This window comes from Exiguobacterium aurantiacum DSM 6208 (genome assembly GCF_000702585.1).
GTDB classification, from domain to species: Bacteria; Bacillota; Bacilli; order Exiguobacteriales; family Exiguobacteriaceae; genus Exiguobacterium; species Exiguobacterium aurantiacum.
In genome coordinates this window covers 1,224,228-1,241,120 of the sequence record NZ_JNIQ01000001.1, presented here as the reverse complement: position 1 = coordinate 1,241,120, position 16,893 = coordinate 1,224,228, and the positions used below count along the sequence as shown (strand labels likewise).

Here is a 16,893-nt window from a genome sequence, read left to right as displayed (position 1 = left end):
CGAGTACTTCGTCGGGCAAAAGTCATGCGTGCGCTGGTTCCGTCGTGACGTTCTCAGCTGCTTCATATGTATAGAGGCCGCGGCCGATTTTCTTGATTTCCGGGTTCACCGACTCGATTTTCACCATAAGCTGATAGATATTGCTAATATGGTGCCGGTAGCGGAGCTCGAGCTCCATCTGGATATCCCGGACGCTCATCGTCTTCCGTTCTTTCAATAAATCCGTCACTTGATGGACGTACACTTCGAGCGGGTAACGTTGATTGACACGACGTGGGCGCAACCGTTTCGTCGCATCCGACATGACGTCATCTTCTCTTTTATCCCGGCTCAGCTCCGAGATCAAATACTCGGCGCGGCGTTGCAATTGACGATACGACTCCTCGATCTCCATCAGTTCCCGATAGATGTGTTCGTTGACGTTCGTAGTTTCCATACACAAATCCCCTTCTACATCCATTTAAAACCCTTGATTACCTATTTTAAATCAAGAATTTCTAATAATTCCTTGTTTCCATATAAAAGTGTAACGGATTTGTAATGTACTTGTCATCTAGTTTTTGGGCATATCTGTCTATTAGGGACTTTCTACCCAAAAAAAATAAAGATGGCGACTGTTCGGGGCAGTCGCCATCTCACGGAAGATGATTGTAGTCTTTACGCTCGGATGCGTTCGAGGATGCGTCCAAGCGAGAGTTCGTCGGTCGAAGAAACGATGAGGTCTGCATGACCGAGCATCGACTCTTCCCCGACGGCGACAGCAAACATGTTTGCCGCTTTGATCGCAGTCACGCCTGCGGCTGCGTCTTCAACGCCGATGGCATGTTCGGGTTTCACGCCAAGGGCAGAGGCAGCCTTCAAAAACACTTCGGGATGTGGTTTTGAGTCGGCGACAGTTGCTGCATCGACAATGTGGTCGAAGTAATGACGGACGCCAAGTGCGTCAACGACCGCGAATGCGTTCTTTGAAGCGGACGCCATCCCGATTTTGAGACCAGCCTCTTTAATTTCATCGAGGAATGAAACGATGCCCGGTAGCAAATCGTCAGAAGAGATGTGCTGAATGAGTTCAACATAATGCTCGTTCTTCTTGTTCGCGAGTTCCGCTTTTTCAGCCGGTGTGAAGTCAGACTGTCTTCCGCCGAGCGCAAGGATGCGTTCGAGCGAGTCAGTACGACTCACGCCTTTTAGCGTCTCATTGAACTCACGGTCAAATGGAATGCCGAGCTCTTCCCCGAGTTGTTTCCAAGCGAGGTAATGGTACTCCGCGGTGTCGGTGATGACACCGTCCAAATCGAAAATGACTGCTTCAATCGTTGACATACATGCTTTCCGCCTTTCCTTCAAATGTTTCTGTCGTCAGACTACATTTAGGGAACTTGACAAGTACCCGCTGCTCGTTGGTCATCGATGCAAACGGTTGCACTTGTTCGATTTCTATTATATCGGATATCGACTCATCTATGCAACCGCTTTCGCAGAAAAAAATAAAAAGAAGGGCATGGTCGCCCTTCTAATCATCATTACAATTGGATGCCGACGACTTTCACGTTGACGGCGAGCGGTGTCATCGCGAGCATCGTGTCCATGTCTTGCGTGATGCGTTCTTGGACGGCCGTGATCGTCTTAATGATCGACTGCCCGTACGCGACGTATACCGCGAGCTGGATGACGACGCCTTCCTCGGTCTCATCGACTTTCACGTGCTTCATGAGCGCGCGCTCCGACAATTTCGTGTCTTCTTGCGTGAACGAGACGTACTTCGTCTCTTTCACCGCGACGGCGGCGATCATTTCGACGACGTGGCGCGAGACGTTGACGTCTCCTTCAGTGCTGTTCATTCCATTTCCGTATGGCATGGTGTCACTTCCTTAACTCTAGTTTCGTTACCCTAATGTAAAGTGTAGCGGAAAACGCGCGTTTAGAAAAGGGTTTACGCCTTTGTCGCCCGATCGTCCTGTACGCGCCGGACATCGATCTCGACGAGCGGACGCAAAAGCCGGACCGCGGGCGGACTGATGATGAGGAGGACGATCACGAACGCCACCCCGAACAAGACGAGGAGCTGGAGCCATGACGTCGGCATGAACGCGGCCGGTACGAACGCTTTCCATCCGACGACGAGGAAGACGTGCACCAAGTAGACGTACAGGCTGTACTTGCCGGCCCTCGTGAACACCGGCAACTCGCGTCCCGGGATGATGAGGGCGAAACTGATCGCCATGAGGAGCGACACCGTGTAGACGATGAGGAACGCGAACGGGCCGCTCCACATCGCCTCCGGCACCGCCGTCTCATAGGCGAAGCGGAACTTGAACAAGTTGCCGACATGATAGAACGCGTCTTCTTTTTGAAAGCTCATCGAAGCGAGCAGACCGAGCGTGATCGTCGTGAAGACGGCCGCCCCGCCGATACGGTAACGGTTTCGTTGCTCGGCGCGCTTCGGGAGCTCGAAGAAGTTCAGTGTATTGCGCGCGCTCATCCAGTTGCCGATCAAGAAGAACGGATAGAACATGACTACTTTGCGGAGCGCGAAGAATCCGGTCGACTCGGCCTGGAAGCCGAACAACAGCGCGAACAACAGCGCGTACAGGACGTACCCTTTCAACTGGGTGACGTACGGTGTGATGACGTACCAGATGATGATCGCCATCAAGTACCAGAGCGCCCAGTACGGCTTCAACACGTTCAGTCCCGGATTGTCGATCGACAAGAGCGGGATGCCCTCGGTGAAGGCGAACCACGAACCGAGGATGACTTGCCAGATGACATAGACGACGAACAGTTGGATGACGCGCAAATAACGGTTCTCCCGGAAGAAGTAACCGCTCAGCATGATGAACAACGGCATATGAAACGTGTATAAAAATAAATAAATCCAATTCGGCAACAGGTCGTCATAGGCGCCGCGCACATCGGTCAACAAGTGACCGAACACGACGAACAGGACGAGCACGCCTTTAATATTGTCGTACCAATGATTTCGCATAAACATTCCTCAAATTCCTAGTTGTTGTCTCGCCCATTCATTTTGATGTTCCCAAAAAGCGATGATGTCTTCCTTTTGTTCGAGCGGGAGTTCCTCGAGCATATCGCCCACCTCGTCCTCGATCGGCAACAAAAGTCCCGGGTCTTGCTGGATGAGCTCCATCACTTTCTCGAAATGGTTGAAGAACACCTCTAGTTCACGTGGGGCCTGTCGTTCGAGCATCTGGCCGACATTTGCGACGTATCCCGCAAAGTGAGTGAGATAAAAGATGCGCACCCGTTCCGTAAGCAACTTGTCCTTGAAACGCTCCGCCTCTTTAACAATGGCCGCCCCTTCACGCAACAGATTGAAGTTCGCGAAGTAGGATGCTTTGCCTTCAGTCAGTTTGACGATTTTTTTACAAAGTCGGACCATTTCTTCGCCCTCGAACCCTTCCATGAAATAGCGATTGAGCGTCACTTTCACATCGGCATGCTGTTTATATAATCCAACAATCAGCTCGATCAACTCATTTTGGTCGAACTGTTTCAACTCGGTCCGTAACTCGCCGACTTTCATCTTCTTCATCGAGATTCACCCGCCTACAATTTTTTCCTTACTTATCATAGCCGATTTTTCGCCTTCCTAAAATTACGAATTCACGAAAAAATGATGACGTCACTGTCATCATTCCCGCATTTCATCGCCGACAAGCGATTTCGTCAAAAAATGCTCATCAAGCAGCACGTTTATCGCGTATTCAAATAGACGAGTTTGGGTAATGTATAGTATAGTAGTTTTACTAAATAGTCTGAATATTCTAAAAAAGGAGGTGTAGAGAATGTCTTCCGTCATCCGCAACCGTCATCACATGGTCCATGACCCGAAACGATCATTCTCTAACTTCGGATTTTGGTGGTTCATCGGCGCCTTTTCCGTTGGACTGTTCATCGTCGCCTTCGAACCGCTCCGTGAGCGGTTCACCGCCATGCATCCGATCGTCAACGCCCTGTCGCTCCTTGGCCTTTCGTTTTTAGTCGGTGTCGCCATGAAACTCGCCCGCGACGTCTGGTGGCTCAACTACTTGCTCGAGCGCACCTCGAACCGTTACCTCTACATCGGGGCCGACACGCTCAAGAGCTGGCAGTACACGCTCGACTCGATTTGGCTCCTCACCCGCACGTCACAAAAAAAGCTCGGCCGATTGTATATCCACATCGACCGAACTGTCCGTTCTGAAGAGGCGAAACGTCTGTTCGCCGCCTATTTGATTGATCGGGGTGTGCTCGTCGTCTACTCACGGCCTTCGAAGCCGAAGAAGATGGCGTGACCGTCAACCGATATATGAGGTGACCCACGTCCGGGCCGCCTCGACTTCCTCCATTCGCAGTTCATGCCCGCCTCCGTGATAGAAGAGCTCGACGTCCGCCCCGGCTGTCCGGAGTGTCGATGTGAGCTCTTCTGTTTCTGTTTTCGGGCAAATCGGGTCGCGCTCTCCGGCCGAGATGAACACGTTCGCGCCTGACAGGCTCGGGAGCGTGAGCGAACGGTCGGGCACCATCGGGTGGAACAAGAGCGACGCCTTGAACGCGTTCTCCCGATAGAGGGCCGAGCCGATCAAGTTGGCACCGTTCGAATAGCCAAGCGGGATCATCTTGTCGCGGTCGATTCCATACTCCGCGGCCGCCTCGTCGAGGAACGCGAGGAACCGTTCTGTCTGTTTCTTCAAGTCCTCAAGGTCGAGCACGCCTTCCGCGTGGCGGCGGAAGAAGCGCGACATCCCGTTCTCGAGGACGTCCCCGCGCAGCGTCAGGATGTTCACGTTCGGGTCGAGTTCTTTCGCGAGCGGAATCAAATCCTGTTCCGTCCCGCCTGTGCCGTGTAAGAGGACGAACGTCGCCTCGGTCGTGCCTTTAATGAATTGATGAATCATAGTATCTCTCCTTTTGGAATCGTGATAGGTGGTAACGTGTTCGTGATGGCGTCGCGTTTCGACTCGAACCAGTCCGGCAGTTGCAACGCCGTGCCGAGCGACTCGATCGTCTCGTCGACGAGGAAGCCCGGGGCGTCCGTCGCGAGCTCATGCAAGATGCGCCCCTCATCATGGAAATAGACCGAGCGGAAGTAGTGCCGCTCTTTCACCTCGGTCGGCCGGAGCCCGCGTTCGAAGATGGCGTCTTGCCATGTGCCGTAGTCCGCGCCATCTGTGACGCGCCAAGCGATATGGTGAACCGTACCCGTCCCCGGAACCCCGTTCGGGAGGACGGTCTTTTTCACGTCGATGACGTTGCCGTAGTCGGCAGACCCGATGAGCCGGACCCATTCCGAATCTTCCCCGACCTTCTCGAAGCCAAACAACTCGGTCATGAGCCGCACCGTCGCCTCCGGCTGTTTCGACAACAACGTCGCGCCGGCGAAGCCGATGATCGCCTCGTCCGTCGTGATGCCCGGCACGACCCATTTCGTCCGCTTCGAACTACTCCGTGCGACGAGCTCGACGACGAGTCCGTCCGGGTCTTCAAACAAGAGCGACGGCTCGCCGAACCGTTCGGTCGCGACCGTGCCGACGCCGTGCGCGTTCAACCGGCTTTCCCAAAACGTCAGGCTCCCTTCAGGAACGAGGTACGCCGTGACACCGACTTGCCCGCTGCCGACGCTGCCTTGATTCAACCCGGGGATCGGGAAGAACGTGATCGCCGTCCCCGGCGTCCCTTCCTCATCCCCGAAATAGAGGTGATATGTCCCCGGGTCATCGAAGTTGACCGTCTGTTTGACAAACCGCAGTCCGAGGACGTCGCCGTAAAAGTCGATCGTGCGTTGCGGTTCTTTAACCATCGCCGAGATGTGATGGATGCCCGCTGATTGTAGCTTCATGTGATGTCCTCCTTTTATTATCTTGATTTCAAGATAAATCATTTTCAAACAAAAGTGAAACTTTTTGCTCACGTTGGCGTACGCTAAGGGTAGACACTTTTTTGGAGGAGGTATATAGATGACGTTACACATTGACCGCGTCTCAAAACAATTCGGCGACTTCACGGCCGTCGATGACTTAAGCTTTCACGTCCCTAGAGGAGAAATGTACGGTTTGCTCGGAGCGAACGGCGCCGGGAAGACGACGACGTTCCGGATGGTCCTCGACATCTTGAAACCGAGTGACGGGAACATCTCGTGGGATGGCCGCGCCGTCGACCACCGCCTCGTCGGCTATTTGCCGGAAGAACGCGGACTGTATCCGAAGTCGCCCGTCCGCGACCAACTCGTCTTTCTCGCAAGTTTAAAAGGCATGCGCTCGGCCGAGGCGAAACGGGCCGTCAAGTCGTGGCTCGAACGGCTCGAGATCCCGCAATATGAATTGATGCGCGTCGAACAGCTGTCTAAAGGGAACCAACAGAAAGTCCAACTCGTCGCAGCGCTCATCCACAACCCGGAACTGCTCATCTTAGACGAACCGTTCAGCGGCCTCGACCCGGTCAACGTCGAGATTTTGAAACGGGAAGTGCTCGCCCTTCGAGACGCCGGGACGACGATCGTCTTCTCGAGCCACCGGATGGAGCACGTCGAGGAGCTGTGCCAACACATCGGTATATTGAAAGGCGGCCGTGCCGTCGTCAGCGGCGACGTCACGACGATCAAATCACGGTATGAAGAGCCCGTCCTCTTCCTGGAGACGAATCGGATCGACGTCATCACGGCGCTGCCACTCGTCCGAGCGGTCGAACCGCATAAGACGGGCCACCTTGTCCGTCTCGCTTCGTTCGATGACAGTGACGCCGTGCTCGGTGCCCTCGTCCAAGCGGGTGCTTCCATCAAGACGTTCATGCGTCAACCCGTCTCATTGAATGACATCTTTATCAAGGAGGTCGGCCAACATGTTTCATAACTTCGGACCACTCTATTCGTTCACGCTTCGCTCGAAACTGCGCTCGAAGGCGTTCCTTATCTCCACGTTGCTGACGATCTTGTTCATCTTCGGCTTCACGAACATCGATCGCATCTTGTCGAACTTTGAAGACACGGACAGCGCGCAGGCCGTCCTCGTCACCGAGAACGCCGAGGTCGTCGCGTTCATCGACGGCTACTCGGCCCGCGTCTTATCGGAACGCCCGGAGACGGAGTTCACGACGCTCTTGCAAACAGCGCTCCGCGAAGTGCGGAACGCCGAGTTGATCGAGACGTCAAACATCGATCCGGCCGTCGTCGCCTCGCTCAACGAACCGGTACCGATCGAAGAGTCGTACCTCGGCCGCGGCGGTGAGAACTCGGACGAGCTGTTCTCGTCGTTCGCCTTCGTCTACGTCATGCTCATGCTCTTGTACGTCTCGATCATCACGTACGGCTCGATGATCTCGACCGAAGTGACGACCGAGAAATCGTCGCGCGTCATGGAGTTGATCATCTCGACAACACATCCGGTGACGCACATGCTCGCCAAAATTTCAGCCATCGGGACGCTCGCACTGTTCCAAATCGGGATCTTCCTCGGGTTCGGCTACTTCAGCGCCCGCAGCAACGAGATGGCCCAGTCGGTCATCGACAATGCGGGGAACGCGCGCGCCGTCCTCTACTTGCTCACGTTCTTCGCGCTCGGATATTTGCTTTACGCAGCCATGTTCGCTGTCCTCGGCTCACTCGTCAGTCGCGTTGAAGAGTCGCAACAGATGACGATGCCGGTCATCATGCTCCTCGTCGCCGGGTTCCTCGCCGCCATGTTCGGTTTGAACAACCCGGACGCGCCGCTCGTGACAATCTTGTCGTTCGTCCCGTTCTTCACGCCGATGCTCATGTTCCTCCGCGTCATGCTCGTCGACGTGCCGGTGTGGGAAGTCGCCCTCTCAATCGGGATCATGCTCGGCTCAATCGGTGTGATTTTGTGGGTCGGCTCGAAGTTCTATCGCGGCGGTGTCTTGTTCTATGGCAACAACGCGATGAAACAATGGCGACAAATATTACAGAATCGTCAATAACGTTTACAGCATTTTCGTTTTCGTATACTCTAAAGAATGTGCAAAATGAGGAGGAAACGAACTATGCGATCACGATTACTCGCAGCTTTGATTTTTACATTCATGACGACGCTCACGACGTTCATCTGTTATACCGTCTTCTTGGAAGCGGATGCGTTGTGGCAAATCTTGCTCGCATACGCGGGGAGCACGTTCCTCGGGACGCTCGCGTTCTGGTACCCGGTCAGCCGCCGTGCCGAGACGTCACGCTTCGGCGGGGCGTGGATCGGAATCTTGATTACGGCGACGACGCTCATCGGGTTCACGATCATCCGCTTCACCGTTCGCGGTGATGCCGCATCCTTACTCGACTGGCAGACGATGCTCGCGAGCCTCGCCTACACGTTCGGTTACGTCGGTTGGGTGCTCACGATTCTCAACATCGTCCTCGGCTTCTTACTCGCCGGGACGAAACCGAAAGTCCGTTATGAAGCGCGCATGTCGCGCTAAAATTGAGAAGAGGAGTCAAGACTAAACGTCTTGGCTCCTCTTTCATTTATCTTTTACTCTGCTCCCTTCCCATCTGCTGATGATATACCATCGACGCATCAAGTAACTCATCAAGTTTTAGTAATAGCATCGTCTTTTCTCTTTTACTTAATTTTTGTCCATAAAACATTAAATCTTTAAAATCGCTCTCAGCGGCTCGATAATTTTCCCATGCTTGTCCATCACTGCTATTTATCTTATACCTTATCATGATCTCCACACCCCCTTTCAAAATAAAAAACACGAACTTGTAGTCCGTGTTTTCACTGCAACTTATACGATTTATCGCTCAACCCGAACTCTGCGTACTGGAACGAGTTATCCGTGAACTGCTCCGGGACGAGCCGGTCGACGTAACGGGCGAACGGGACGATTCGGTGCGACGTGTCCTGGGCCCGGCCAAGGTCGAGCACAGCGTCGACGAGCGCCTCGAGCGCGTGATGGCTCGTCGGTTCTTCGTCTTCCGCGAAGATGCGGCGCAACTCTTCTTCGTGCATCAAATCGAAGATGCGCATCCGCGCCTCGAGCTCGTGCTGCATGTCCTCGGTCGACTTCCCATGCATCGCCTCGTCGTAGGCGAGTTTCATCTGTTCGAGCTCAGGCACCTTGCCTTTCATGAGCACTTTTAACGATTCCCCGGTCCAAATGTGTCGCGCCAAGTAGTTCGCGTCAATTTTGAGCGCCTCGGCGAGCGCCTCTATGTAAGGCATCGTCGGGTACACTTCACTCAGTTCGGTCCGGCGGACGAAGTACGGGGCGACACCGATCCGCTCGGCGAGTGCCTCAATCGAGATGCCGGCCCGCTCACGCAAAATCCGGATCCGGTCCCCGTAACCCCGGTACGGTGCATTTTTTCCATCCATATGTCTCTCCCCCTCTCTTCCATTATAGTTCCCGAAACGACAAAAAAATACTCGGAAGCAGACGCCTCCGAGTAACAATTTCGACTTATTTCTTCGTCAATTCAACGACTTCCGAAGAACCAGCCGTGACGTTGTCGCCTTCTGCGACGAGTTTGTTCACAGCGAAGCTGTCGTGGTTCGTGATGATCACCGGTGTGATCGTCGACGGCGCGTTCGCTTTGATGAAGTCGAGGTCGAACGTGACGAGCGTGTCGCCTGCTTTGACCGCTTGACCTTCAGTCACGTGCGTCTCGAAGCCTTCACCCTTAAGGTTGACCGTGTCGAGACCGATGTGGATCAAGTACTCCGCACCGTTGTCCGCGTTGATGCCGATCGCGTGTTTCGTCGGGAACACCGTTGCGATTGTCCCGTTGACTGGTGAGACGACTTTACCATCTGTCGGCTCGACGGCGATGCCGTCACCCATCATTTTTTGTGAGAACACTTGGTCAGGAACGTTCGTGATGTCGATGACCTTCCCTGTAAGCGGTGAAACCGCGTTAAGTTGTTCTTCTTTACCACCAAAAAGTTTTTTAAAGAATCCCATAGCTTAATCCCTCCAACATGTTCTGTTAATCAAAGTCTTAGCTTTTATACCCGAAAAGCTCCTACTTCAATCCCTACCCTATAAACGGTATAGTTGTAATAAGGTAGTGCGAATTCGTTTACACATCGTAAGAATACGAGTGTGCAATCGCTTTTGCAAGCCCTTTTTACACTTTATAAAAATTTCACATCATGGAGGCGCTTACAATGACGACTTTCACAAAATTGTCATATGAACGGCCCGACTTGGACGCTTTAAACAGCCGATTGTCGGACTATTCAGTCGAATTACAACAAGCGAGCACGCTCGAAGAAGCGAACGAACTCATTCGCCAAATCAATCAAGAACGGAACGATTTCGAGACGCAAAGCCAGCTCGTCGCGATCCGCCATTCGGTCGACACGCGCGATGCGTTTTACGAGGCCGAGCAAACGTTCTTCGATGACGCGCTGCCGGTGTACGAGAAAGAAGTGCAGGCGTATTACCGCGTCTTGACGGAGCACGATCTTCGGAGCGCCCTCGAGAAGGAATGGGGCACCCAACTGTTCGAACTCGCCGAACGGGCACTCGTGACGTTCGACGAGTCACTCATCCCGAAACTGCAAGAAGAGAACCGTCTGGCGACGAGCTATCAAAAAGTGATGTCGGCCGCACAGATCGAGTTCGACGGCAAGACGCTCAACTTGTCCCAGTTCGGACCGTATCTCCAGTCCCCTGACCGCTCGGTACGAAAAGCGGCGTCCGAGGCGCGTTATACATACCTCGCCGACAACGGTGACGAACTCGACCGCATTTACGGCGAACTCGTCCGCGTCCGCACCGAAATCGCCCACGTCCTCGGCTTCCCGTCGTTCGTCGAACTCGGCTACGCCCGGATGCAGCGCGTCGGCTATGACGAGTCGATGGTCGCCAACTTCCGCAAACAAGTGCGTGACGTCATCGTCCCGCTCGCCTCGAGCTTGAAACAGAAACAAGCGAAGCGCATCGACGTCGACACGCTCACGTATTACGACGAGTCGTTCGTCTTCCCGGACGGCAACGCGACGCCTAAAGGCGACGAATCGTTCATCATCGAAGGCGGCAACACGATGTATCGTGAGCTCTCGAGCGAGACGGACGAGTTCTTCCAATACATGCAAGAGCGCGGCGCCCTCGACTTGACGGCGAAACCGGGCAAATCGGGCGGCGGCTACTGCACGTACTTGCCGTCGGAAGGACTGCCGTTCATCTTCTCGAACTTCAACGGCACGGCCGGGGACATCGACGTCTTGACGCACGAGGTCGGCCACGCCTTCCAAGTGTATGAGAGCCGTCATTTGACGACGCCGGAATACGCGTTCCCGACGTACGAGGCGTGTGAGATCCATTCGATGTCGATGGAGTTCTTCTGTTGGCCGTGGATGGAGCTGTTCTTCGGCGACCAAGTCGACAAGTACAAGTTCAACCACCTCGCCGGCAGCGTCACGTTCTTACCGTATGGCGTCCTCGTCGACGAATTCCAGCACGTCATCTATCGGAATCCGGACATGACGGCCGCTGAGCGTCGTCAAGCGTGGCGTGACCTCGAGAAGGTGTACCTCCCGCACCGTGACTATGAGGAGAACGCATACCTCGAGTCGGGCGCATGGTGGCACCAACAAGGACACATCTTCCAAAGCCCGTTCTACTACATCGACTACACGCTCGCCCAAGTGTGCGCGTTCCAGTTCTGGGTGCGCATGCATGAGGACCGCGAGTCGGCGTGGAACGATTACCTCACGCTCTGCCAGGCCGGCGGCAGCCGCTCGTTCCTCGAGCTCGTCGACCTCGCCGGGCTGAAGTCGCCTTTCGAGGACGGCGTGTTGAAAGAGACGCTCGACCAGATTGAAGACTATCTATTGAAGCATCCGCTCGCGAACTGAATACAATAAAACAGGTGAGTCCACAATCGCGTGGGCTCACCTGTTTTTCGTCAGATCACATCGAGCGGCTCTTTCCCGCTCGGCGGTGGGAATGCTTCGTCGAGTGCCTGAAAGTCGTCCTCGCTCAAGTTGAGGAGCATCGCCGCGCCGTTCTCTTCGACGTGCGCCGCCTGCCCTGCTTTCGGGATGGCGATGACGTTGCCGCTCCGCGTCGTCCAGGCGAGCAAGATTTGAGCCGGTGTCGCGCTATACGCCTCGGCAATCCGGTTCACTGTCTCGTCATTGAAGATTTTCTCTTTCACGTCGCTGCCTTCGGCGAGCGGCGAGTACGCCATGACCGGGATGCGCTGCTCTGTCAGGAACGGCAACAAGTCGTGCTCGATGCCGCGGCTGCCGAGGTGGTACAGCACTTGGTTGACGGCACAGTGTTTCCCGTTCGGCAAGGCGAGCAGTTCTTTCATGTCGTCGACGTCAAAGTTCGAGACGCCCCACGCCCGGATCTTCCCGTCCGCTTTCAGCTGCTCGAGTCCGTCGACCGTCTCCTCGAGCGGGATGTCGCCGCGCCAGTGGAGCAAGTAAAGGTCGAGGTAGTCCGTCCCGAGCCGTTCGAGCGTGGCGTCACACGCCTGGACGAGCTTGTCGCCGCCGGAGTTATGCGGATACACTTTCGAGACGAGGAAGACGTCGTCGCGCCGGTCTTGAATCGCTTCCCCGACGAGTGACTCGGCTTTCCCTTCCCCGTACATCTCGGCCGTGTCGATGACGTGCAACCCGCAATCGAGCCCCGTCTGGAGCGCCTCGATCTCAGCTGTTCGTTTTGAGTCGTCGTCGCCCATCCGCCACGTGCCTTGTCCGAGCGTACGCACCTCACGCCCGTCCGGCAACTCGACCACTTGTTGTTTCAATGTCGCTAAAATCAATGAATGTGGAATGCGGTTCATGTCGTTTCCTCCTTGTTCCATTCGGTATGCAACGGACCGGTCGTCCCGAACACGGGGTCGGTCTCTGGTTTGTCGATCGCTTCAATTCGATTCACGTTGTCCGGCCGTTCTTCCGGGCTCCCCGTCAGTGTGTCGTAATCGCGTCCGTCCGGGTACGCCCCGACGATGGCGAAGTCGTCGCTCGCCTCGAGCCGTCGGTGTCCGGTGCCGGCCGGCAAAATCAAGACGTCCCCGGTCTGTAGCGACACGAGGTCCCCTGTCGCCCCGCCGAGTTGGACCGTGGCTCGTCCCGACTTCACGCCGAGCACTTCATGCGTGTTGCTGTGATAGTGATGATAATCGAAGACGCCGTTCACCCAGCTGTTGCCCCAGCCGTTGTTCTCGAACGTCGACTGGATGGCATCGGTCTCCGTGAACGCCTCTTTATATAACAACACCGGGAAATACGGGTTGTTCGGGATTGAACCGTCATCTTCAAATCGATATGTTTTCACTTCCATCTTGTCCCCTCCTTGTCTTTGTGACTGTACCCGAGTTAAGCCAACAAAAAACGGCCGCACCATATTGCGACCGATTGATTAAGAGATGACGTCTTCCCCCGTCTGTTCGATATGCCCTTCTCCCCTCGCACACATCGCATCCAAAATCGGTTGGAGCGACCATCCGTAGTCCGAAAGACTTTTGGAAAGACTTGTTCATAGACGGTTCGGATGATGACGCCGTCCGCCTAAAGCTCGCGCAACTGTTGCGTGAGCATTTTTTGCGTGATGTTCGGCATGAGCTTTTTCAACTCGCTCGTGCGACGTTCGCCTTTGATGAGATGACACATGATGACGACTTTCCATACGAGAAAGTCGTCTTTTGCGTTACAGTCCATGGCCAGGACGCTTGTGATCGGATGTGATGTCGATTGGAAACTTGATATAATCAGTAAATGAGGATGAGCGAGACTCAAGCTTTCTGAAAGGAACGCTTCATTAGTTTCGGTTGTCCAACTTACTATTTGGACGGAGGGATTTAATTTATATGGACTTTGAACCAAACCAATATGCTGATCATCTTCTAAAAAAGCTATCATCCATATGGGATATTGAAAAACATTATTGGTATCCTCTCTATGATTGTAAGCGAAACGATGTTATTGCATTCAACGCTGATTACATCGAGGATATTGAAAGCAAAGTATTGGATATTCAAAACTTCTTATTGAGTCAAAACAACGATCGTATTTTTGAAATGCAAGAAGAGCGCACGATCCGGATGATTGAGACGACTTCATTAGACCCATCCTATGACGGTCATTATGGTGAACGCTTTTGGTTCAATGAAGACATGAATTGGGTGATTTACGCTTCACACGAAGGTTCGATTACTTTTGGCGGCCAGGAACTTATCTCTGCCTTGAAAGACAAGTGGCAGGATTGGGCGGCAAATGTATTTCTTTGTTGACTCAAGCTTTTCCTCATTCTATAGGTTTACACAGTTGCTTAGTATCACGCATACAAAAAACCAACCCGCTTTTTCAAGCAGGTTGGTCCGTTCTCTCAATTCACTTTACTCTCAAGCTGCTTTAACTTCGTCGAGTAATACTCGATGATGTCGCGGCGCCGGATGATGCCGATGAAATACTTGCCGTCATCAACGACCGGCACGAAGTTTTGATCGGTGATCGCATCGACGAGCTCCTCGATTTGCGCCGTGATCGCGACCGGTTTATAGCGTACGCGCTGCTTGATGTCTTTCAATCGTGTCCGGAGCACTTTTTCGTAGTCTTCTTCCCCGCGAAGTTGCTCGGCGAGTGCCCAGAGTAAGTCCCCTTCTGTCATCGTCCCGGCATAAAAACCGTTCTCGGATACGAGCGGCACCGAGGTGAAGCGGTGATGCTTCATCTTCTCGAGTGCTTGACGCACCGTCGACTCCGGGTCTAAATATTTGACGTCTTCTTTCGGATATAAAAAGAAAGCGATATTCATCTCAAATCTCTCCTCAATCTGTTAATCCACCCCATCATTGTACCATGAATCGTGAGTCCGACCGCAAAAAATGGTCGCTCCCCACAATTGTTTCACCAACCTTTCATGAAATGGTTCATCAATCGGTCGTTCCAGTTGAAAACGTTTGCCGAATGACCAAATCCGGCAACAAGTCTCCCATATTATGTATACCCGAAACGATTCTGTGCTACCCGTCAGAAGACGTAAAAAAAGACGCCTAATCGAAGGCGTCTTTTGCCGTCAAATGAATCCGAGTAGCGTTTGATTGAACTTGTCCATCTCGTCGAGAACGGTACCGTGCCCACTCTCCTCGAACCGCTCGAGACGTGCGTTCGGGATCCCTTTTTCCATCTCCAGGGCGAACTCGAACGGACAGATTTTGTCGTGAACGCCGTGAATGATGAGCGTCTCGACCGACACTTTCAAAAGGTCGTCCCGCAAATCTTCATCACGGAGCGCTTTCGCCGAGGCGATCGTCCCATGGCTCGAGGCGATGAGTGACAAGTGATGGAACCAGTTTTGCATCGGCTTCGAGTGTTCTTTTTCAAAGAAGATCTCCCCGAACCCTTCGAGCATCTTCGGACGGTCTTTCATCGTATCTTCGATCAAGGCGTCGACTTCTTCTTTCGTCATCCCGTACGGATAGTCCGGCCGTTGTGTAAACACCGGGGCCGCAGCACCCGCGAGAACGAGCTTTTTCAACCCGTCGTCCGGATAGTCGACGGCGTAACGGATGGCGATCGCCCCGCCCATCGAGAAACCGACGAGCGTGAAGTCTCTCACGCCGAGCCCGTTGACGACCATATGGACGTCGGACGCCATCGTCGCATAGTCATATCCTGTCGCTGGTGTATCCGACTTCCCATAGCCGCGATAGTCGATGCCGACATAGCGGTAACCGGCGTCAAGCAACGCATTCTTCTGATACTCGAACATATTGTTGTTCGCCGGCCAACCGTGCAAGAAGACGACCGCGTCTCCCGTGCCGACGTCGTCGACGTAAATGTTCGTCCCGTCGTGTGCCGTAATATAGTTCCCCATCATATGACCTCCGCATCTTCATGTTGAGCCGTTGTTGCCCACAAGCGACTTTTCCCGATTCCTCGAAGTGAAAACCTGTCAACTCTCGCGCCAGAGCGATTCGGCCTTCAAGACGTGCTCGATGGTCGTCGCCCCTTCCCGGAGCACCGACTCGCGCCACTGGGCATCGTCCGGATAAAACATCGCCATGAACTCTTTTTGAATCTCGTTCCGTGCCGTCGGGTCTTTCGTCCCTTCGAAATACAGTCGATTCTCCAAGATGATCGTCAAAAATTCACGAATCGACGCCTTCGTCGACGTCCCGAACGTCCCGAACTCGAACAACGCCGAGACGAGCTGCTTGTCCGGGAACTGCGTGTCTCGTACGTAATAGAAGTGGTTCGTCGAGTCGCCGAGCACATCGCTCGGGTCGAACGTCTTGGCGTTTTTCAGGCCGTACGTCTGTTTAAGCGTCTCCGCATCGCGCCCATCCCGCTCACTGACGACCATCGTCACTTCGTTCGTCGGTCCGAGGGCGGTGTGCCAGTCCATGTGCACGATTCGGTCGTAACGGTCGAGCAAGTCGTATTGAACCTCTTTTATGAAAATCGCCGACGGCTCATCCGCCTCCCCGCCGTAATAGACACCTTTCGGGAACTGGTATTGCCCCATCCCTTTCGCTGCGGTCATCGCATCTAACCCGTCGAGCTTGATGCCGGAGCCGAGGAATGAGTAGATGTGTTCTCGTGCCTCATGATAATCGTCGATCACCCCGTCCGGCACGAACATATGCCGCATCACTTCATACTCCTTGTTGACGTTTCGCGGCAGCGACTCCCGGTCGATGACGTAGTTCCGGTTCAAGTCGACGTTGTGCTCGTTGACGCGGCGGAAATGTTTCATCCCCCATGGATTGACGGCGTGAATGAAGCAGACGCCCGTCGACTCGTGACGGACGTGTTTCAATTGTTCCTCGACGAATTGATGTGTCACGGCCGCCCCGGCATATCCTTCGATGCCGTGCTCGCCGATCGTCATGAGCAGCATCGCCTCACGCGATCCCGGCGGTTCCCCGATGATGACGTCAATCGTCCCGTCCCCGATCGTGTGCGTCATCGTCCGGGC

Annotated in this window: 21 protein-coding genes and 1 pseudogene; 6 read left to right on the top strand and 16 right to left on the bottom strand. The window is 54.1% G+C overall.

All coding sequences use genetic code 11. The annotated features are described in order from the left end of the window. Nucleotides 1-22 precede the first annotated feature (22 nt). From P398_RS0106640 to P398_RS0106620, 5 genes are all read right to left on the bottom strand, one after another. Nucleotides 23-436 (bottom strand): Rok-like winged helix domain-containing protein, encoded by a 414-nt coding sequence (locus P398_RS0106640; protein ID WP_024370506.1) that lies wholly within the window; start codon nucleotides 434-436, stop codon nucleotides 23-25. A gap of 221 nt (nucleotides 437-657) precedes the next feature. After that, on the bottom strand, nucleotides 658-1,323 hold the full coding sequence (gene pgmB, locus P398_RS0106635; RefSeq protein ID WP_024370507.1) for a beta-phosphoglucomutase: 666 nt from the start codon (nucleotides 1,321-1,323) through the stop codon (nucleotides 658-660). Between the two features lie 200 nt (nucleotides 1,324-1,523). Further along, nucleotides 1,524-1,859, bottom strand: a complete 336-nt coding sequence (locus tag P398_RS0106630; protein WP_024370508.1) for an Asp23/Gls24 family envelope stress response protein — start codon at nucleotides 1,857-1,859, stop codon at nucleotides 1,524-1,526. Between the two features lie 74 nt (nucleotides 1,860-1,933). Then, nucleotides 1,934-2,989, bottom strand: coding sequence for an acyltransferase family protein (locus P398_RS0106625; protein WP_029334534.1), 1,056 nt, complete (start codon nucleotides 2,987-2,989; stop codon nucleotides 1,934-1,936). Between the two features lie 9 nt (nucleotides 2,990-2,998). Next, nucleotides 2,999-3,556 carry a hypothetical protein gene (locus P398_RS0106620; protein ID WP_029334533.1) on the bottom strand — a complete coding sequence of 186 codons (558 nt, stop codon included), beginning with the start codon at nucleotides 3,554-3,556 and terminating at the stop codon, nucleotides 2,999-3,001. A gap of 253 nt (nucleotides 3,557-3,809) precedes the next feature. Between P398_RS0106620 and P398_RS0106615 the strand changes: the two genes are divergently transcribed. Continuing rightward, nucleotides 3,810-4,298, top strand: a complete 489-nt coding sequence (locus tag P398_RS0106615) for a hypothetical protein (protein ID WP_024370511.1) — start codon at nucleotides 3,810-3,812, stop codon at nucleotides 4,296-4,298. A gap of 3 nt (nucleotides 4,299-4,301) precedes the next feature. On the opposite strand, the gene P398_RS0106610 is transcribed toward P398_RS0106615, so the two are convergent. Further along, nucleotides 4,302-4,901, bottom strand: coding sequence for an alpha/beta hydrolase (locus P398_RS0106610; protein ID WP_029334532.1), 600 nt, complete (start codon nucleotides 4,899-4,901; stop codon nucleotides 4,302-4,304). After that, complete coding sequence (locus tag P398_RS0106605) at nucleotides 4,898-5,842, bottom strand: VOC family protein (protein WP_024370513.1); 945 nt, start codon at nucleotides 5,840-5,842, stop codon at nucleotides 4,898-4,900. Before P398_RS0106605 ends, P398_RS0106610 begins: the two co-directional genes overlap by 4 nt. A 118-nt stretch (nucleotides 5,843-5,960) precedes the next feature. Here P398_RS0106605 and P398_RS0106600 point away from each other — a divergent pair, with 118 nt between their 5' ends. The 3 genes from P398_RS0106600 (at nucleotide 5,961) to P398_RS0106590 (ending at nucleotide 8,424) form a co-directional block, all read left to right on the top strand. Beyond that, entirely contained in the window at nucleotides 5,961-6,851 is an 891-nt protein-coding gene (locus tag P398_RS0106600; protein WP_029334531.1) for an ABC transporter ATP-binding protein, read from the top strand. Then, on the top strand, nucleotides 6,841-7,935 hold the full coding sequence (locus tag P398_RS0106595; RefSeq protein WP_029334530.1) for an ABC transporter permease: 1,095 nt from the start codon (nucleotides 6,841-6,843) through the stop codon (nucleotides 7,933-7,935). The genes P398_RS0106600 and P398_RS0106595 overlap by 11 nt, the downstream gene beginning before the upstream one ends. A 63-nt stretch (nucleotides 7,936-7,998) precedes the next feature. After that, complete coding sequence (locus P398_RS0106590) at nucleotides 7,999-8,424, top strand: hypothetical protein (protein ID WP_029334529.1); 426 nt, start codon at nucleotides 7,999-8,001, stop codon at nucleotides 8,422-8,424. 46 nt (nucleotides 8,425-8,470) lie between these two features. Here the strand turns inward: P398_RS0106590 and P398_RS0106585 are convergent, their stop codons facing one another. The 3 genes from P398_RS0106585 to P398_RS0106575 form a co-directional block, all read right to left on the bottom strand. Beyond that, the gene (locus tag P398_RS0106585) at nucleotides 8,471-8,674 is read right to left on the bottom strand and encodes a hypothetical protein (protein ID WP_029334528.1); all 204 of its coding nucleotides are present in this window, start codon (nucleotides 8,672-8,674) and stop codon (nucleotides 8,471-8,473) included. Nucleotides 8,675-8,726: 52 nt separating this feature from the next. Further along, entirely contained in the window at nucleotides 8,727-9,326 is a 600-nt protein-coding gene (locus tag P398_RS0106580; RefSeq protein ID WP_024370517.1) for a helix-turn-helix domain-containing protein, read from the bottom strand. Between the two features lie 85 nt (nucleotides 9,327-9,411). Next, complete coding sequence (locus P398_RS0106575; protein ID WP_024370518.1) at nucleotides 9,412-9,912, bottom strand: PTS sugar transporter subunit IIA; 501 nt, start codon at nucleotides 9,910-9,912, stop codon at nucleotides 9,412-9,414. A 206-nt stretch (nucleotides 9,913-10,118) separates the two neighbouring features. On the opposite strand from P398_RS0106575, the gene P398_RS0106570 reads away from it, so the two are divergent. Beyond that, nucleotides 10,119-11,813: a M3 family oligoendopeptidase gene (locus P398_RS0106570; protein WP_029334527.1), complete on the top strand. Its 1,695-nt coding sequence runs from the start codon at nucleotides 10,119-10,121 to the stop codon at nucleotides 11,811-11,813. 50 nt (nucleotides 11,814-11,863) lie between these two features. On the opposite strand, the gene P398_RS0106565 is transcribed toward P398_RS0106570, so the two are convergent. The 3 genes and pseudogenes from P398_RS0106565 to P398_RS16090 all read right to left on the bottom strand — a co-directional run bounded on the left by P398_RS0106565 (nucleotide 11,864) and on the right by P398_RS16090 (nucleotide 13,631). Then, nucleotides 11,864-12,754: an aldo/keto reductase gene (locus P398_RS0106565; protein ID WP_029334526.1), complete on the bottom strand. Its 891-nt coding sequence runs from the start codon at nucleotides 12,752-12,754 to the stop codon at nucleotides 11,864-11,866. Next, on the bottom strand, nucleotides 12,751-13,254 hold the full coding sequence (locus tag P398_RS0106560) for a cupin domain-containing protein (protein WP_029334525.1): 504 nt from the start codon (nucleotides 13,252-13,254) through the stop codon (nucleotides 12,751-12,753). Before P398_RS0106560 ends, P398_RS0106565 begins: the two co-directional genes overlap by 4 nt. A gap of 78 nt (nucleotides 13,255-13,332) precedes the next feature. Beyond that, a pseudogene (locus P398_RS16090) lies at nucleotides 13,333-13,631 on the bottom strand (winged helix-turn-helix transcriptional regulator). 149 nt (nucleotides 13,632-13,780) lie between these two features. On the opposite strand from P398_RS16090, the gene P398_RS0106550 reads away from it, so the two are divergent. After that, nucleotides 13,781-14,203 (top strand): hypothetical protein, encoded by a 423-nt coding sequence (locus P398_RS0106550; protein WP_029334524.1) that lies wholly within the window; start codon nucleotides 13,781-13,783, stop codon nucleotides 14,201-14,203. Between the two features lie 95 nt (nucleotides 14,204-14,298). Here the strand turns inward: P398_RS0106550 and P398_RS0106545 are convergent, their stop codons facing one another. The 3 genes from P398_RS0106545 to P398_RS0106535 all read right to left on the bottom strand — a co-directional run bounded on the left by P398_RS0106545 (nucleotide 14,299) and on the right by P398_RS0106535 (nucleotide 16,884). After that, nucleotides 14,299-14,727, bottom strand: coding sequence for a CBS domain-containing protein (locus P398_RS0106545; RefSeq protein ID WP_024370530.1), 429 nt, complete (start codon nucleotides 14,725-14,727; stop codon nucleotides 14,299-14,301). A 261-nt stretch (nucleotides 14,728-14,988) separates the two neighbouring features. After that, entirely contained in the window at nucleotides 14,989-15,789 is an 801-nt protein-coding gene (locus tag P398_RS0106540; protein ID WP_029334523.1) for an alpha/beta fold hydrolase, read from the bottom strand. A gap of 78 nt (nucleotides 15,790-15,867) precedes the next feature. After that, nucleotides 15,868-16,884 carry a M14 family metallopeptidase gene (locus tag P398_RS0106535; protein ID WP_235263312.1) on the bottom strand — a complete coding sequence of 339 codons (1,017 nt, stop codon included), beginning with the start codon at nucleotides 16,882-16,884 and terminating at the stop codon, nucleotides 15,868-15,870. Between the last annotated feature and the right edge of the window lie 9 nt (nucleotides 16,885-16,893).

Coding starts and splice junctions, on each gene's coding strand:
- P398_RS0106640 (WP_024370506.1), bottom strand. CDS start 436: ATGGAAACTACGAACGTCAACGAACACATCTATCGGGAACTGATGGAG.
- pgmB (WP_024370507.1), bottom strand. CDS start 1,323: ATGTCAACGATTGAAGCAGTCATTTTCGATTTGGACGGTGTCATCACC.
- P398_RS0106630 (WP_024370508.1), bottom strand. CDS start 1,859: ATGCCATACGGAAATGGAATGAACAGCACTGAAGGAGACGTCAACGTC.
- P398_RS0106625 (WP_029334534.1), bottom strand. CDS start 2,989: ATGCGAAATCATTGGTACGACAATATTAAAGGCGTGCTCGTCCTGTTC.
- P398_RS0106620 (WP_029334533.1), bottom strand. CDS start 3,556: ATGAAGAAGATGAAAGTCGGCGAGTTACGGACCGAGTTGAAACAGTTC.
- P398_RS0106615 (WP_024370511.1), top strand. CDS start 3,810: ATGTCTTCCGTCATCCGCAACCGTCATCACATGGTCCATGACCCGAAA.
- P398_RS0106610 (WP_029334532.1), bottom strand. CDS start 4,901: ATGATTCATCAATTCATTAAAGGCACGACCGAGGCGACGTTCGTCCTC.
- P398_RS0106605 (WP_024370513.1), bottom strand. CDS start 5,842: ATGAAGCTACAATCAGCGGGCATCCATCACATCTCGGCGATGGTTAAA.
- P398_RS0106600 (WP_029334531.1), top strand. CDS start 5,961: ATGACGTTACACATTGACCGCGTCTCAAAACAATTCGGCGACTTCACG.
- P398_RS0106595 (WP_029334530.1), top strand. CDS start 6,841: ATGTTTCATAACTTCGGACCACTCTATTCGTTCACGCTTCGCTCGAAA.
- P398_RS0106590 (WP_029334529.1), top strand. CDS start 7,999: ATGCGATCACGATTACTCGCAGCTTTGATTTTTACATTCATGACGACG.
- P398_RS0106585 (WP_029334528.1), bottom strand. CDS start 8,674: ATGATAAGGTATAAGATAAATAGCAGTGATGGACAAGCATGGGAAAAT.
- P398_RS0106580 (WP_024370517.1), bottom strand. CDS start 9,326: ATGGATGGAAAAAATGCACCGTACCGGGGTTACGGGGACCGGATCCGG.
- P398_RS0106575 (WP_024370518.1), bottom strand. CDS start 9,912: ATGGGATTCTTTAAAAAACTTTTTGGTGGTAAAGAAGAACAACTTAAC.
- P398_RS0106570 (WP_029334527.1), top strand. CDS start 10,119: ATGACGACTTTCACAAAATTGTCATATGAACGGCCCGACTTGGACGCT.
- P398_RS0106565 (WP_029334526.1), bottom strand. CDS start 12,754: ATGAACCGCATTCCACATTCATTGATTTTAGCGACATTGAAACAACAA.
- P398_RS0106560 (WP_029334525.1), bottom strand. CDS start 13,254: ATGGAAGTGAAAACATATCGATTTGAAGATGACGGTTCAATCCCGAAC.
- P398_RS0106550 (WP_029334524.1), top strand. CDS start 13,781: ATGGACTTTGAACCAAACCAATATGCTGATCATCTTCTAAAAAAGCTA.
- P398_RS0106545 (WP_024370530.1), bottom strand. CDS start 14,727: ATGAATATCGCTTTCTTTTTATATCCGAAAGAAGACGTCAAATATTTA.
- P398_RS0106540 (WP_029334523.1), bottom strand. CDS start 15,789: ATGGGGAACTATATTACGGCACACGACGGGACGAACATTTACGTCGAC.
- P398_RS0106535 (WP_235263312.1), bottom strand. CDS start 16,884: ATGACGCACACGATCGGGGACGGGACGATTGACGTCATCATCGGGGAA.